Annotated in this window: 13 protein-coding genes; 5 read left to right on the forward strand and 8 right to left on the reverse strand. The window is 69.5% G+C overall.

From position 1 onward, the window contains the following. The first annotated feature begins 9 nt into the window (after positions 1-9). The 4 genes from B4920_RS12900 (at position 10) to B4920_RS12915 (ending at position 5172) form a co-directional block, all read left to right on the forward strand. Positions 10-2250 carry a TonB-dependent receptor gene (locus B4920_RS12900; protein ID WP_079435104.1) on the forward strand — a complete coding sequence of 747 codons (2241 nt, stop codon included), beginning with the start codon at positions 10-12 and terminating at the stop codon, positions 2248-2250. A 26-nt stretch (positions 2251-2276) separates the two neighbouring features. Then, the gene (locus B4920_RS12905) at positions 2277-3113 is read left to right on the forward strand and encodes a proline/glycine betaine ABC transporter permease (RefSeq protein WP_079435105.1); all 837 of its coding nucleotides are present in this window, start codon (positions 2277-2279) and stop codon (positions 3111-3113) included. A gap of 19 nt (positions 3114-3132) precedes the next feature. Then, entirely contained in the window at positions 3133-4101 is a 969-nt protein-coding gene (gene choX / locus B4920_RS12910) for a choline ABC transporter substrate-binding protein (protein WP_079435106.1), read from the forward strand. A 156-nt stretch (positions 4102-4257) separates the two neighbouring features. Next, positions 4258-5172: a LysR substrate-binding domain-containing protein gene (locus tag B4920_RS12915; protein ID WP_079435107.1), complete on the forward strand. Its 915-nt coding sequence runs from the start codon at positions 4258-4260 to the stop codon at positions 5170-5172. A gap of 19 nt (positions 5173-5191) precedes the next feature. On the opposite strand, the gene B4920_RS12920 is transcribed toward B4920_RS12915, so the two are convergent. The 3 genes from B4920_RS12920 to pdxH all read right to left on the reverse strand — a co-directional run bounded on the left by B4920_RS12920 (position 5192) and on the right by pdxH (position 8869). Next, the gene (locus B4920_RS12920) at positions 5192-7237 is read right to left on the reverse strand and encodes an ATP-binding protein (protein ID WP_079435108.1); all 2046 of its coding nucleotides are present in this window, start codon (positions 7235-7237) and stop codon (positions 5192-5194) included. 16 nt (positions 7238-7253) lie between these two features. Beyond that, positions 7254-8090, reverse strand: a complete 837-nt coding sequence (locus B4920_RS12925) for a phosphate/phosphite/phosphonate ABC transporter substrate-binding protein (RefSeq protein WP_079435109.1) — start codon at positions 8088-8090, stop codon at positions 7254-7256. A gap of 68 nt (positions 8091-8158) precedes the next feature. Next, positions 8159-8869, reverse strand: a complete 711-nt coding sequence (pdxH, locus tag B4920_RS12930; RefSeq protein ID WP_254050926.1) for a pyridoxamine 5'-phosphate oxidase — start codon at positions 8867-8869, stop codon at positions 8159-8161. A 70-nt stretch (positions 8870-8939) separates the two neighbouring features. Here pdxH and B4920_RS12935 point away from each other — a divergent pair, with 70 nt between their 5' ends. Further along, positions 8940-9476, forward strand: coding sequence for a winged helix DNA-binding protein (locus B4920_RS12935; protein WP_079435110.1), 537 nt, complete (start codon positions 8940-8942; stop codon positions 9474-9476). A 21-nt stretch (positions 9477-9497) separates the two neighbouring features. Here B4920_RS12935 and B4920_RS12940 read toward each other — a convergent pair whose 3' ends face one another. The 5 genes from B4920_RS12940 to B4920_RS12960 all read right to left on the reverse strand — a co-directional run bounded on the left by B4920_RS12940 (position 9498) and on the right by B4920_RS12960 (position 13145). After that, on the reverse strand, positions 9498-9755 hold the full coding sequence (locus tag B4920_RS12940) for a SemiSWEET family sugar transporter (RefSeq protein WP_079435111.1): 258 nt from the start codon (positions 9753-9755) through the stop codon (positions 9498-9500). A gap of 14 nt (positions 9756-9769) precedes the next feature. Further along, on the reverse strand, positions 9770-10786 hold the full coding sequence (locus B4920_RS12945) for a 2Fe-2S iron-sulfur cluster-binding protein (protein WP_079435112.1): 1017 nt from the start codon (positions 10784-10786) through the stop codon (positions 9770-9772). After that, the gene (locus tag B4920_RS12950; RefSeq protein ID WP_079435113.1) at positions 10777-11112 is read right to left on the reverse strand and encodes a non-heme iron oxygenase ferredoxin subunit; all 336 of its coding nucleotides are present in this window, start codon (positions 11110-11112) and stop codon (positions 10777-10779) included. The genes B4920_RS12945 and B4920_RS12950 overlap by 10 nt, the downstream gene beginning before the upstream one ends. 69 nt (positions 11113-11181) lie before the next feature. Further along, positions 11182-12366 (reverse strand): OmpP1/FadL family transporter, encoded by a 1185-nt coding sequence (locus B4920_RS12955; protein ID WP_079435114.1) that lies wholly within the window; start codon positions 12364-12366, stop codon positions 11182-11184. After that, complete coding sequence (locus tag B4920_RS12960; RefSeq protein WP_079435115.1) at positions 12363-13145, reverse strand: SDR family oxidoreductase; 783 nt, start codon at positions 13143-13145, stop codon at positions 12363-12365. Before B4920_RS12960 ends, B4920_RS12955 begins: the two co-directional genes overlap by 4 nt.

Raw genomic sequence — 13145 nt, forward strand, 5'->3', positions numbered from 1 at the left:
GAGACCTCCATGCCCCGCCGCTTTCGCAAACTACCCCTCGTCCTGGCCCTGATACCGGTGCTCCACGGCACCGCCGTGCTGGCCCAGGAGGCCGCCCAGCCGGTGGCCGCCGACGACACCAAGCTCGACTCGGTGACCGTGTTCACGCGCCGCCAGACCCGCCAGATCCAGGAACTCGGCCGTGCCGACGTGGCCGCGGCGGTGCCCGGCACCAGCCCGCTGAAGCTGCTCGACAAGCTGCCCGGCGTGAACTTCCAGTCCGCCGACACCTACGGCGCCTACGAGTGGTCCACCAAGCTCACCGTGCGCGGCTTCAACCAGAACCAGATGGGCTTCACGCTGGACGACGTGCCCCTCGGCGACATGAGCTACCGTAACGCCAACGGCCTGCACATCAGCCGCGCCATCTCGTCGGAGAACATCGGCCGGGTGGTGCTGTCCCAGGGCGCCGGCGCCCTCGACACGGCGTCCAACAGCAACCTCGGCGGCACCGTGCAGTTCTACTCGCTGGACCCGGCTGTCACCCGGCGCGTCACGCTGGAACAGACCGTCGGCCAGAACTCCGCCCACCGCACGTTTGCACGCTTCGACAGCGGCGAGCTGGCGCCCGGCACGCGCCTGGCCCTGAGCGTCACCGACCAGGGCTCCGAGAAGTGGAAGGGCAGCGGCGACCAGCGCCAGCGGCAGGTGAACGCCAAGCTGGTGTCAGACTTCGGCGCCAACCGCCTGAGCGCCTTCGTCAATTACTCCGACCGCCAGGAGGTGGATTACCAGGATCTGTCCAAGGCCCTGATCCAGCGCCTCGGCTACCGCTGGGACAACTACTACCCCAACTGGAACGCCGCGCTGCAGTCGGCCCAGGGCAACTGGAGCCGTGGCGAGACGAGCATCGACGACGCCTACTATGCCGGCGCCGGCCTGCGCACCGACTGGCTCGCCGGCGTGACGCTGGACAGCCAGCTGAGCGACGCGGTGAGCCTCAAGACCACCGCCTACCATCACGACGACGACGGCACGACCCTGTGGTTCACCCCCTACCGGGCCTCGCCGGGCGGCACGCCGGTGTCCCTGCGCACGGTGAGCTACGGCATCAGCCGCAACGGCATCCTGTCCACCCTCAGCGTCAACGCCGGCAGCCACAGCCTCAAGGGCGGCTTCTGGTACGAGGACAACAACTTCAAGAACGCGATGCGCTTCTACGCCCAGGACGGCGGCCCCAGCGACCTGTACCGCACGCCGTCGGCCAGCGACCTTTTCGCCACCCGCTGGGCCTACGAGTTCAAGACCCGCACGCTGCAGTTCCACCTGCAGGACAGCATCCAGCTCAGCGACAAGCTGAAGGTGAACGTCGGCTTCAAGTCGCCGAGCACCGAGACCTCGGTGAGCACCGCGGCCGGCAACCCCCTGTCGGGCAGCATCAAGGCTTCCAAGGGCTTCCTGCCGCAGCTCGGCGCCAACTACGTGATCGACGCCCGCAACGAGGTCTTCGCCGGCCTGTCGCGCAACATCCGCGCCTACAAGGTGTCGCCGCTGGAGGATTCGCCCTTCGCCACCACCCAGGCCGGCTTCGACGCGATCAAGGACAGCCTCAAGCCGGAGACCTCGACGACGCTGGAGGCCGGCTGGCGCCACCGCGGCGACGGCATCGAGACCTCGCTGACCGCCTACCACGTGGAGTTCAAGAACCGCCTGCTGGCGATCCAGCAGGGCGCCGCCATCGCCGGCAACCCGTCGGTGCTCGGCAACGTCGGCAAGGTCAGCACCAACGGCATCGAGGCCGGGCTGGTGTGGTCGCCGCTGCGCAACCTGCAGTGGTTCAACAGCCTCAGCTACAACGATTCCAAGTACAAGGACGACTTCCACGATAATGGCAGCCTGGTGGCGGTGTCCGGTAAGCAGGTGGTCGATTCGCCGAAGCTCATCGCCAAATCCCAACTCGGCTACGACAACGGCGCCACCTTCGGCCGCATCGGTGTGAATTACCTCGACAAGCGCTATTACAGCTATCTCAACGATGCCTCGGTGAGCGCCTACAGCGTGTGGGACCTGAGCATCGGCCACCGTTTCAAGCGCGTCGCCGCCTTCGAGGAGATCCGCGTGCAGGCCGGCGTCAACAACCTGTTCGACAAGCAGTACGTGGCCTCCATCGGCACCAACGGTTTCGTCACCAGCGACGCCGCCGGCACCTACCAGACCCTGTTGCCGGGTGCACCGCGCACCGTCTTCGCCACCGTCGGGGCGCGCTTCTGAGCGCCGCCGGCCACCCGTAAGCCGTCATGAGCGAAGCCCTCATCCCGCTGGCCCGCTGGGCCAACGACGCCCTCGCCGCGCTGACGGCCGATTCCTCCGCGCTGGCGGCGCTGGGGAACGGGATCGGCGCGCTGGCCGACGGCCTGCAGGCAGTCCTGCAGGCCGGGCCGTGGTGGGGGCTGCCCGCCGCGCTCGGGGCCTTCGCGCTGTGGCGGCGGGGCTGGCGGCTGGCGCTGTTCGTGGTGGCGGCGCTGGCGCTGGTGGAAGGGCTGGGTTTCGGCGAGCAGATGCGCACGACCCTCGCCCAGGTGCTCACCGCCACGCTGCTGAGCCTGCTGGTCGGCGTGCCGGTGGGCGTGCTGGCCGGCACCCGCGCCGGCCTGGCACGGGCACTGCGGCCGCTGCTGGATTTCATGCAGACCATGCCGGCCTTCGTGTACCTGATCCCGGCGGTGATGCTGTTCGGCCTCGGCGTGGTGCCGGCCGTGCTGGCGACGGTGATCTTCGCCGTGCCGCCGGTGCTGCGCATGACCACGATGGGCATCCGCGACGTGGACAAGGACGTGCTGGAAGCCGGCTCGACGCTCGGTGCGACGCCCTGGCAGCTGCTCGTGCAGATCCGCCTGCCCTACGCGCTGCCGTCCATCATGGCGGGGGTGAACCAGACCATCATGATGGCCTTGTCGATGGTCATCGTCGCCTCGATGGTCGGCGGCGGCGGCCTCGGCGGCGAGGTGCTGTCCGGCATCCAGCGCCTGGACATGGGCCAGGGCTTCGCCAGCGGCCTGTCGGTGGTGCTGCTGGCGATGGTCCTCGACCGCCTCACCGAAAGCCTGGCGGCACCGCAGCCGCCGGCCCGCTGAACGTTCCGCGAGCATCCCGATGAAACGACTTCTTGCTTCCACCTGCCTGGCGCTGGCCGCGGCCGCCGTGTCCGCCACAGCCTCCGCCGCGGCGCCCGTCGACGCGCCGGCCTGCCAGACGGTGCGCCTCGCCTCGCCGGGCTGGGCCGACATCGACGCCACCAACGCGCTGGCCGGCGCGGTGCTGAAGGGACTCGGCTACCGGCCGGCGGTGCAGACCCTGTCGGTGCCGGTGACCTACCAGGGCCTCAAGAGCGGCCAGGTGGACGTCTTTCTCGGCAACTGGATGCCGGCCCAGCGCGAGCTGACCGAGCCCTTCTTCCGCCAGGGTCAGGTGGAGCGCCTGGCCACCAACCTGGACAAGGCCCGCTTCACGCTGGCGGTACCGGACTACGTGGCGAAGGCCGGCGTGCGCAGCTTCGCCGACCTGCAGGCCCATGCCGACAAGTTCGGCAAGCGCTTCTACGGCATCGAACCCGGCGCACCGGCCAATCAGATCCTGCGCCAGATGATCGCCGGCAAGGCCTACGGCCTCAGCGGGTGGACTTTGGTGGAGTCCGGCGACGCTGCGCTGCTGGCCCAACTGGAACGCAGCTTCAAGTCCGACGCGAAACCGTGGATGGTGTTCCTGGCCTGGGAGCCCCACGTCATCAACACGCGCTTCCCGATCACCTACCTGCAGGGTGGCGACGCCCATTTCGGGCCGGACTACGGTGCCGCCACGGTGTCCACGGTCAGCCGGAAGGGCTACGCGGCCCAGTGTCCCAACCTCGGCCGCCTGTTCGGCCAGCTGCGCTTCAGCGTGGCGCTGGAGAACGAGATGCTCAAGCAGACCGTCGGCGAGCGGGTCGAGCCGGGCCAGGCGGCGCTGGCCCTCATCAAGCGCCATCCGGAGCTGCTCGACGGCTGGCTGAAGGGCGTCGTCACCAGCCAGGGCGGCGACGGCCTCGCCGCGGTGCGCCACAGCCTCGGCCTGCCGCCGCGCTGAGCGGCGCCGGGCGCCGATAAGCTTATCCATATTCCTTCTGATCGGCCGGCAGGCCTTCTGCTATCGTCGGGCGCAGTCGATGCCGCCCGGCCGGCCCTGTGGGCACGTTGCGCGGGGGCATCCGTTTCCCTCCGCCTCCTTGCCTACGGTCGCCTCATGTCCAGGGATTCGCTGCCCCAGCTCCAGTCGCTCGTCTTCTTCGAGTCCGCCGCCCGCCTGCTGAACTTCACCGCGGCGGCGGAAGAACTCGGCACCACCCAGCCGGCGGTCAGCCACCGGGTGCGCAAGATGGAGGAATCCCTCGGCATCCCGCTGTTCCGCCGCCTGCACCGGGGCGTGGTGCTCACCGACGAGGGGCAGCGCATGTACGAGACGGTGCGCGACAGCCTGGAGGCGATCCGCCTGACCACCCGCCAGGTCAGTGCCACCCGCCGTCACGAAACCCTGACCCTGATCACCGATTTCGGCTTCGCCAAGTTCTGGCTGATGCCGCGCCTGCCGGCGCTGAAGGCGCGGCTGCCCGGCCTCGAGCTGCGCATCCTGACCTCCCAGTCGGAATTCGACCCACGCAAGGACAAGGCCGACCTGGCCATCCTGTTCGGGCCCGGCACCGGCGAAGGAGGCGAATCCACGCTGCTGTTCCGCGAACGGGTGGTGCCGGTGTGCAGCCCGGCCCTGCTGGAGCGCCACGGCCCGCTGGGCGGGGCGGAAGATCTTTACGGCCTGCCGCTGCTGCACCTGGAAGGGGATGAGCCGGGGCGCTGGCTGGAATGGGATGACTGGTTCCGCGCCCAGGGCCTGGACGGCCGCAATACGCTGCCCAAACTGGGTTTCAACGACTACTCGCTGGTGATCCAGGCCGCCCTGGCCGGTCAGGGCGTTGCACTGGGCTGGGCGCCGCTGGTGGACGATCTGCTCGCCGACGGCCAGCTGGTGGCGGCGGTGAACCGGCCGGTACGGACCGACCGGGGTTACCAGCTGGTCCGGCCGGCCCACAAGCGTCTGGCCGGTGCCGGCCTGCGCTTCCACGACTGGATCGTCGGGGAGTGCGGCAGCCGCCTGCCGGCCTGACGGGCCACGGCGGTGGGCGTCAGTGGGTGGTGTTCCCCACCGACAGCGAGGCTTCCACGCGGTCGTAGAGTTCCTGGGCCTTGATCGGCTTGGTCAGGTAGTCGTCCATGCCGGCGTCGAGGCAGCGTTCACGGTCGCCGTTCATCGCGTTGGCTGTCATCGCAATGATCGGCACTCGCGACTGTCCGTTCGCCTGTTCCAGCTCGCGGATGCGGCGGGTCGCCTCAAGACCGTCCAGTACCGGCATCTGCATGTCCATCAGGACCACGTCGAAACGACCGGCGCCCACCATGTCCAGAGCATCGGCGCCGTTCTCGGCCAGACTCACCGCGTAGCCGCGCTTTTGCAGCAGGACCTGGGCGAGGCGCTGGTTGACCGGGTTGTCCTCGACGAGCAGGACCCGGGCGCCCGCTGCGTTGGCCTCCTCCGTCGGCGCGGGGGGCGGACTGGACGGCGCGGCGGTGCTCGTGCCGGCGTTTGCTGCAGGGGTTTGGCAGGGCAGCGTGAAGTAGAAGGTCGAGCCCTGCCCCGGCGTGCTGTCCACCCAGATGCGGCCGCCCATCAGTTCGATCAGGCGGCTGCAGATCGACAGGCCCAGCCCGGTGCCGCCGAACTTGCGGGTGATCGACGTATCTTCCTGGGAGAAGGCATCGAAGATATGGGCCTGGGCGGCCGGCGCGATGCCGATGCCGGTGTCGCGCACCGAGAACAGCAGCGCCTGGCCGTCGCCACGACAGGCCCGCAATTCCACTTCACCCGCTTCGGTGAACTTCACCGCATTGCTGAGCAGGTTGATCAGCACCTGGCGGACCCGCACCGGGTCGCCGCCGAGCTTTTGCGGGACGTCGTCGTCCACGTGGCAGCGCACCCGCAGGCCTTTTTCCTCGCCCTGCAGGATCACCGGGCGCAGGGCGTCCTGCAGCAGTTCGCGGAGGTCGAAGTCGATGTTCTCGATCGCCAGCTTGCCGGCCTCGATCTTCGAGAAGTCGAGGATGTCGTTGATGATGGTCAGCAGCGCGCCGGCGGAGGAGCGGACGATGTTTAGGTAGTCCCGCTGCTCGTCGTCGAGCCGGGTGTCGAGGGCCAGCTCGGTCATGCCGATGATGCCGTTCATCGGCGTGCGGATCTCGTGGCTCATGTTGGCCAGGAAGTCGCTTTTCGCCCGGTTGGCCGCCTCGGCGGCGTCCCGCGCCTGTTCCAGGGCGACGCGGCTGGCTTCCCGTTCGTTGACCAGTCGGCCGATGGCGGCGGTCACCGCCTCGATGTCCTCGTCCGACGGCGTGCTGGCCGTTGTATTGGGGATGGCCTGCAGGCCCGCCAGCACTTCGCGCAGGGAGGTCAGGGCCTTCTCGCGCTGGGCGAGCTCCTGCTGCAGCCGGGCGGCGGTCTGGTTGAGCACGTCGAACATCGGGCGGAATTCCAGCGGCAGGTCGGCCAGCAGCTCGGCATCGTCATGCGGGGCACGCGGTCCGCGCTGGGTCTCGTCGAAACTCCTCACCCTGCCCAGGCTGCCGAGCCACAGCTTGAGCGGGAACCAGATCAATGCCAGGCCGCCGGTGAAGCCCAGCAGGGTCAGCAGCAGCGCCGTGCGGAACAGCTTCCACAGTCCGCCGGCGATCATGTCTACATCGAATTCCAGCCGCAGCACGCCGTAGTCGCGGCCGCCGGCCGAGATGTTGCGATTGACCTCGTAGAGGTCTGCGGCGACGCGGTGGCGCAGCCAGGCCGGCGGTACGACCGGCGGTTTGTCGCGGTTGACGCTGCGCAGCCCGCCGCCGGCCAGGTCGATGAAGGTGGCGGAGGCGAACTGGGAGCCGACGATCGACTTGTCGAGGGTGCGCTGGATGGTGTCGTAGTCGCCGATCACCGCGCTGTCGGTGATGGTCTGGGCGGTCACCTCGATGAGCATGGTGGCCGACTGCTGGGCGACCTCCAGCTCCTGGGCGAACTGGTACTGGTAGAACAGTACCAGCCCGCCGCCGATGAAGAACAGCAGCGCGACCGAGTACAACGCGTAGATGCGCGTGACCAGCGACTGCGGCAGCAACCTCGAAAGCTTGCCCATGCGGGGCCTTTATGCGTCAGCGCAACGTGGCCGGTGCGCTCTGGTAGAACTTCCGGTACGACACGTAATCGGCGCCGCTGGCTGGAATGAAGTAGGCGTCGCTGTTGAGGCCGACCTCCTGGGATGCGCGATGCAGGATTTCCATGCCGCGGGGGTCCTTGTGCATGCCGAAGAAGGCTGCGGAGACGGCTTTCAGATCCTTGTCGGGCACCCGGCCAGAGGCCATCAGGGCCAGGTCGTGGTAGGGCTCGGAGGTCCACAGCACGCGGAACTTCTTGCCTTCCCGGTTGGCGTAGCCCTCTACCAGCATGGAGTTGCTGCCGACGGCCTTGGCCTTGCCGGCGAACAGCTGGGCCATGGCGGCGTTCTGGTTGCCGCCGAAGACGGTTTTGACGTCGACACCCTTGGAGATCAGGTAGGCGTAGGGCACCTTGTAGCCGATGAAGGCCTCGGGGCCGGCGAAGGCCACTTCCTGGCCCTTCAGTTCCTCGACGCGGGTGATCGGCGAGTCGGCCGGCACGGCGATCTGGCCGCGTAGCGGCGGCGCGTTGCGGCGCCCGAAGACCTTCCAGCCCAGCGACTCGCGTTCGGGGCTGAACAGGTGGTTGGTGAACACGAATTCCACTTCCTGAGCCAGCACGTAGCTGGTGGTGTCGGCCGAGGTGCGGCCGATCTTGAGCTGCAGTTTGACCCCGCTCTTCTCCGAGACGTACTGGATGATCGGGTTCCAGTAGGCGGCCGTCTTGTTGATGTCCCACTGGTTGACCGGCGAAAAACGGTAGACCGCTTCGTCGGCATGGGCGGTGGCGATGCCCAGGACCAGGGCGATGACTGTGGCGAGGCGCACAAGCATGTCGGATCTCTGCAAAGGAAAGCGCCGCCGATTATAGACACTCGGGCTTGAAGCTGCCTTCACGTCCGTCACGGCGACAGCCGCGCTTTTTGCCAGCTGCCGTCGTCCTGCAGGCGGTAGGTGATGCGGTCGTGCAGGCGCGAACTGCGGCCCTGCCAGAATTCCCAGTAGTCCGGCACCAGCCGGTAGCCGCCCCAGTGCGGCGGGCGCGGCGGGTTGAGGCCGAAGCGCAGGCCGTACTCGGCGGCGCGGGCGACCAGCGCGCCGCGGCCGGGGATCGGCTCGCTCTGCCGGGAGGCCCAGGCGCCGATGCGGTGGCTCAGCGGGCGGCTGGCGAAGTAGGCGTCGGACTCCTCGGCGGAGACCTTCTCGACGCGGCCCTCGATGCGCACCACCCGTTCCAGCTCCACCCAGTGAAACTGCAGCGCGGCGAAGGGGTGGGCCCCCAGCTCGCGGCCCTTGCGGCTGGCGTAGTTGGTGTACCAGACGATGCCGCGGGCGTCGTAGCCCTTGATCAGCACGACGCGGGTGGATGGCCGCCCGTCGGCGCCGACCGTGGCGACGGTCATCGCGTTGGGTTCCGGCAGGCCCTTGGCCAGTGCCTCCTGCAGCCAGGCGGCGAACTGGTTCAAGGGGGAGTCGGCGGCCTCATGGTCGTCGAGGCTGCCGTGTTCATAGCTCTTGCGCAGGTCGGCAAGCTTGGGATCGTCGCTCATGGATTCTCGCTGCGTGGTGGAGCGGTGGGTCCGGTAGCGCCCGCCGTCTCCGCTGGGTTCCATTGTCCCATGTCCGGCGCCGGCAGGAGGGCGGCTAGAATGGTGGTACTTCGATTTCCCCATTCCATCCCGCATGAATTCCCCTGTCGATACCGCCACCTCCGACGAGGCGGCCTGGCATCTGGCCGCTTCGGAAGCGGAGCGGGTGGTCGCCGAGTTCGAGCACGCGCTGATCTGCCTGTGCGAGGCCTTCGGCCGCTACAACCAGCAGGGCCTGGCCAGCGTGGCCGGCGGCTACACCTTCAGCGGGCAGGACAACACGATCCTGCACATCGTCGCCACGCTGGAGCGTCCCAAGAGCCTGTCGGACATCAGCCGTTTCATGAACCGGGACGATCTGGCCAACATCCAGTACAGCGTGCGCAAGCTGCTGAAGGCCGGCCTCATCGAGAAGGCCAGCGACCGCTCGGCGCGCGGCACCACCTACCAGGTCACCGCTGCGGGGCGGCAGGAGGTGGCGACCTTCGTGGCCAACCGGCGCGAACTGCTGCTTGCCCCGGCCGAAGAGATGGAGCAACTGCGTGCGCAGTTACGCGCCGCCACCAAGGTGATGAGCCACTTCATCGGCCTGTACGACCAGGCCGCCCGGGTGATGAGCACGCGGTCCTGAGGCTTCCGAAGCCCCGGCGGTTCAGCCGTCGAAGCGCTTCTTCATGGCCAGGATGGCCAGCGCCAGCAGCAGGATGATGCCGTTGGTGGTCACCAGTGCGCCGTCGCCACGGCGCAGGCCGTGGATCATCCACAGCAGCACGCCGGCGATCAGCACCGCGTACATCGCCCACGACACGTCGCGGGCGCTGCGGCTCTTCCAGATCTGCCAGGCCTGGGGCAGGAAGGCGGCGGTGCTGAGGCAGCCGGCCAGTGGGCCGATCAGGTCGTCGAGGTTCATCGGTCGCAGTCCAGTCAGAAGAAACGGTCGAAATGGATGCGCTCGGGGGCGATCCGGTGGGTGACCTGCAACAGCTGTTGCAGGGCTTCGACCATCGGCGGTGGGCCGGCCAGGTAGAACTCGGCGGCGTCGAGGCGCTCGCCCAGCGTGCGTTCCACCAGTTCATGCACTGGTCCGACGGCGCCCGGCCAGCGGGCGGCCTCGGCGGCGGCCGGGTCGGATACCGCGGCGTGGTAGCGGACTTGCGCGCCGTAGCCGGGCAGGCTGGCCAGTTCCGCCTCGCCGCACACATCGGCCGGCGTGCGGCCGCCGTAGAAAAAGTCCAGCCGGCGGCCGGCCAGCGCCGGGTGGGCCGCCGCGCCGCGGGCCACCGACAGCATCGGCGCCAGCCCCGAGCCGCCGGCGATGCAGACGATGTCGCGCGGGCTGTCGGGGCGCAGGTGGGCCAGGCCGTAAGGGCCGTCCAGTTGGGCCGTGGCGCCGGGCGCCAGGTGGTCGAACAGCGTGCCGGTGGCTTCGCCGCCGGCCACCCGGCGGATGCGGAAGTGCCACTCGCCGGCTTCGTTGGGCAGGTTGGCCATCGAGTAGGCCCGCTCGCGGGGCACGCCGGGCAGGGCCAGGAAGGCGTACTGGCCGGGCAGGAAGTCGGCCGGTGCGTCGGCCTGGAAAACGAACTCGCGGATGTCGTGGGTGACGTCGCGCACGGCGGCCAGGCGTACCGTCCGCCGCAGCGGGCGGATCACCGGTACGGCGTGGGCGTCGAGCTGCAGGTGGAGGCGGACGTCATCCTGGGGGCGGCTCTGGCAGGTCAGCACGCGGCCCTTGCGGCGGTCCCGCGCGGACAGGCCGGGCGCCTCCGGCCACAGGTCGTCCACCTGGCCCTCCACGACCTCGCCGCGGCAGCAGCCGCAGGCGCCGACGCCGCACTCGTAGGGCAGCCCCACGCCGGCGCGCAGGCCGGCGCGCAGCAGGTTGTCCCCGTCCCGGCATTCGAAGACGGCTTCGCCGTCGTTCACCGTGATTACGGGCATGGGACGGCCTCCGTCTCATCCACGGCGGCGAACACCGCCGCATCCTTCACTTCGACCCGGTACACCCGCAGCGGGATGGAGCATGGGGCGCCGGCGGGGCGGCCGCTGGCGATCTCGAAGGCGCCCTGGTGGTAGGGGCATTCCACCACGCCGTCGTCGCAGTCGATCTCGCCGTCGCACAGGGAGGCGTCGCCGTGGGTGCAGGTGTCGTCTGTGACGTAGAAGCGGCCGTCCAGGTTGAAGACCGCGAGGGGCGGGCGGTCGGGTAGTTCGATGCGGCGGCAGCCGCCGGTCGGCACGTCGGCGGTGGGGCACAGTTTCTTCATGATCTTCGTCTCCGTCAGAGGGGGCCGCCCGCTGGGGCGGCCCGGGGTCGTCGTGCTGGATTCAGCGGGTCACCACTTCCAGGCCCAGGCGGCGCCGAGCCATTGCTGCGACATGCGCACATTCACACCGGCGCTGGGGCCGCTGCCGCGTACCTCCTCCCCGAAGACGCGGGTGTAGACCAGCGACAGTTCGTGGCTGGCGTCCATCGCCCAGGTGGCGCCGAGGGTGGCATGGTCCTGCGGGGTGACCGGGGCCAGGTAGTCGAGGGTGGTGCTCTCCTTGCCGACGATCTGGGTGCCGTGGCTGTAGCCGGTGCGCAGGGTCAGTGCGGGGGTGGCCTGCCAGGACGCGCCGATCCGCGAGATGGTCTGGCTGCGCCAGCCGAAGCCGGGCTGCGGGGCGGTGAGGGCATTGGCGAGGGAATCGATGTCGCCCCAGTTCACGCGCATCAGGTCGGCGGCGATCACGATGCCGTCGCGTGGCCGCCAGGCGACGCCGACGCCGTAGCGCTCCGGCACGTCGAACTCGCCGGAGTGGGCGAGCAGGTTGCGGTAGGCCTTCAGCTTGCCCATGCGCATGCGGGCTGCGTACATGGCGCCGAGGGTCAGTTGGTCGCTGACCTGACCGGTCCAGCCGAGCTTGAAGCCGGCGCCGGTTGAGCTCTCGTTCCCCTGGCCTTCCTGGCCGAGGCCGTCCGGCACGCCGCTGACGCGGAAGCGCTGGTAGGCCAGATCGAGGGACACGCCGACCGCCTGGCCGGGGCCGAGGCGCAGCGCGTAGGTCGGGGCGACGATGACCTGCATCAGCTTGGCGGCGTCGTTGGCGCTGCCGGGGCCGCCGAGGATGGAGGTGTCGTACTGGGTGGTGACGCCGTTGCCGTAGACGGACACGCCGACCGACTGGCGCTCGTCGAGCACGCGGTTGTAACCGAATTCGGGGATCGGGATGGCCTTCACGCCGTCGCCGTCGAAATCGGTGTTGCCGAAGGTGGACGCCGGCTTGGGCAGCACCACCGCCAGGCCGAGGTCGAGGCGGTTGCCGACGAAGGCCATGCCGGCCGGGTTGTTGGCGGCGGCCAGCGCGTCCTGGGGCAGCGCGATGGAGGCGCCGCCCATGCCCTGGGCCTTGATGCCGTAGCCGTGGGGCATGGTGCCGTTGGTGGCGTGGGCGGGCAGCGCCGCGGCGAGGAGGGCCGCGCCGGCGGCGGGCAGACAGTGGTGGCGCCAGCGGGGGCGAAGAGTGGCGGGGTTCATGACAGCAGCTCCGTGATGGTGGAAAGGGCTTGCTCGGGGCCGAGGGCGGCGTAGCCGCCATCCACCGCCAGGTTGGTGCCGGTGATGAAGCGGGCGTGGTCGGAGCACAGGAAGAGCACCGCATCGGCCACTTCGGCGGGGTCGCCGATGCGGCCGAGCATGTGGAAGGGGCGGGCGACCCGCTCCACCTTGTCGCGGTCGCCGCCGGAGATCTGGTCGAGGATGCCGGACCAGGTCCAGCCCGGCGACACGGCATTCACGCGGATGCCTTCCGGGGCCAGGTCCAGCGCCGCGCTGCGGGTCAGTTGCAGGACCGCGGCCTTGCTGGCCGGATAGGTCCAGCGCCCGGCCTGGGCCACGCCGGCGCTGGTGGAGCCGAAGTTCACCACCGCGCCGCCGTTCTGCAGCTGCGGGCGTGCGGCGCGCAGGAAGCCGACGGCGCCGAAGAGATTCACCGCGAAGGCCTTCTCCCAGTCGCTGCGCGGCGAGTCGGGGCCTTGATCGGCATATACGGCGGCCACGTTGACCAGGCAGTCGAGGCGTCCGAAAGCCTGCACGGTTGCCGCCACGCAGGCTTCGATGTCGCTGTCGCGGGCCACGTCGGTGGCGACGAAGCGCGCCGCGTCGGCGAGTTCGGCGGCCAGCCGCTCGCCGCCGGCCCGGTCGATGTCGGCGATGACGACCCGCGCGCCGGCGGCAACGAAGGCGCGGGCTACCGCCGCACCGATCAGGGTGGCGCCGCCGCTGACGATGGCCACCTTGTCCTTGAGTCCTCTCAT

Source organism: Zoogloea sp. LCSB751, from assembly GCF_002028455.1.
Lineage (GTDB): Bacteria > Pseudomonadota > Gammaproteobacteria > Burkholderiales > Rhodocyclaceae > Zoogloea.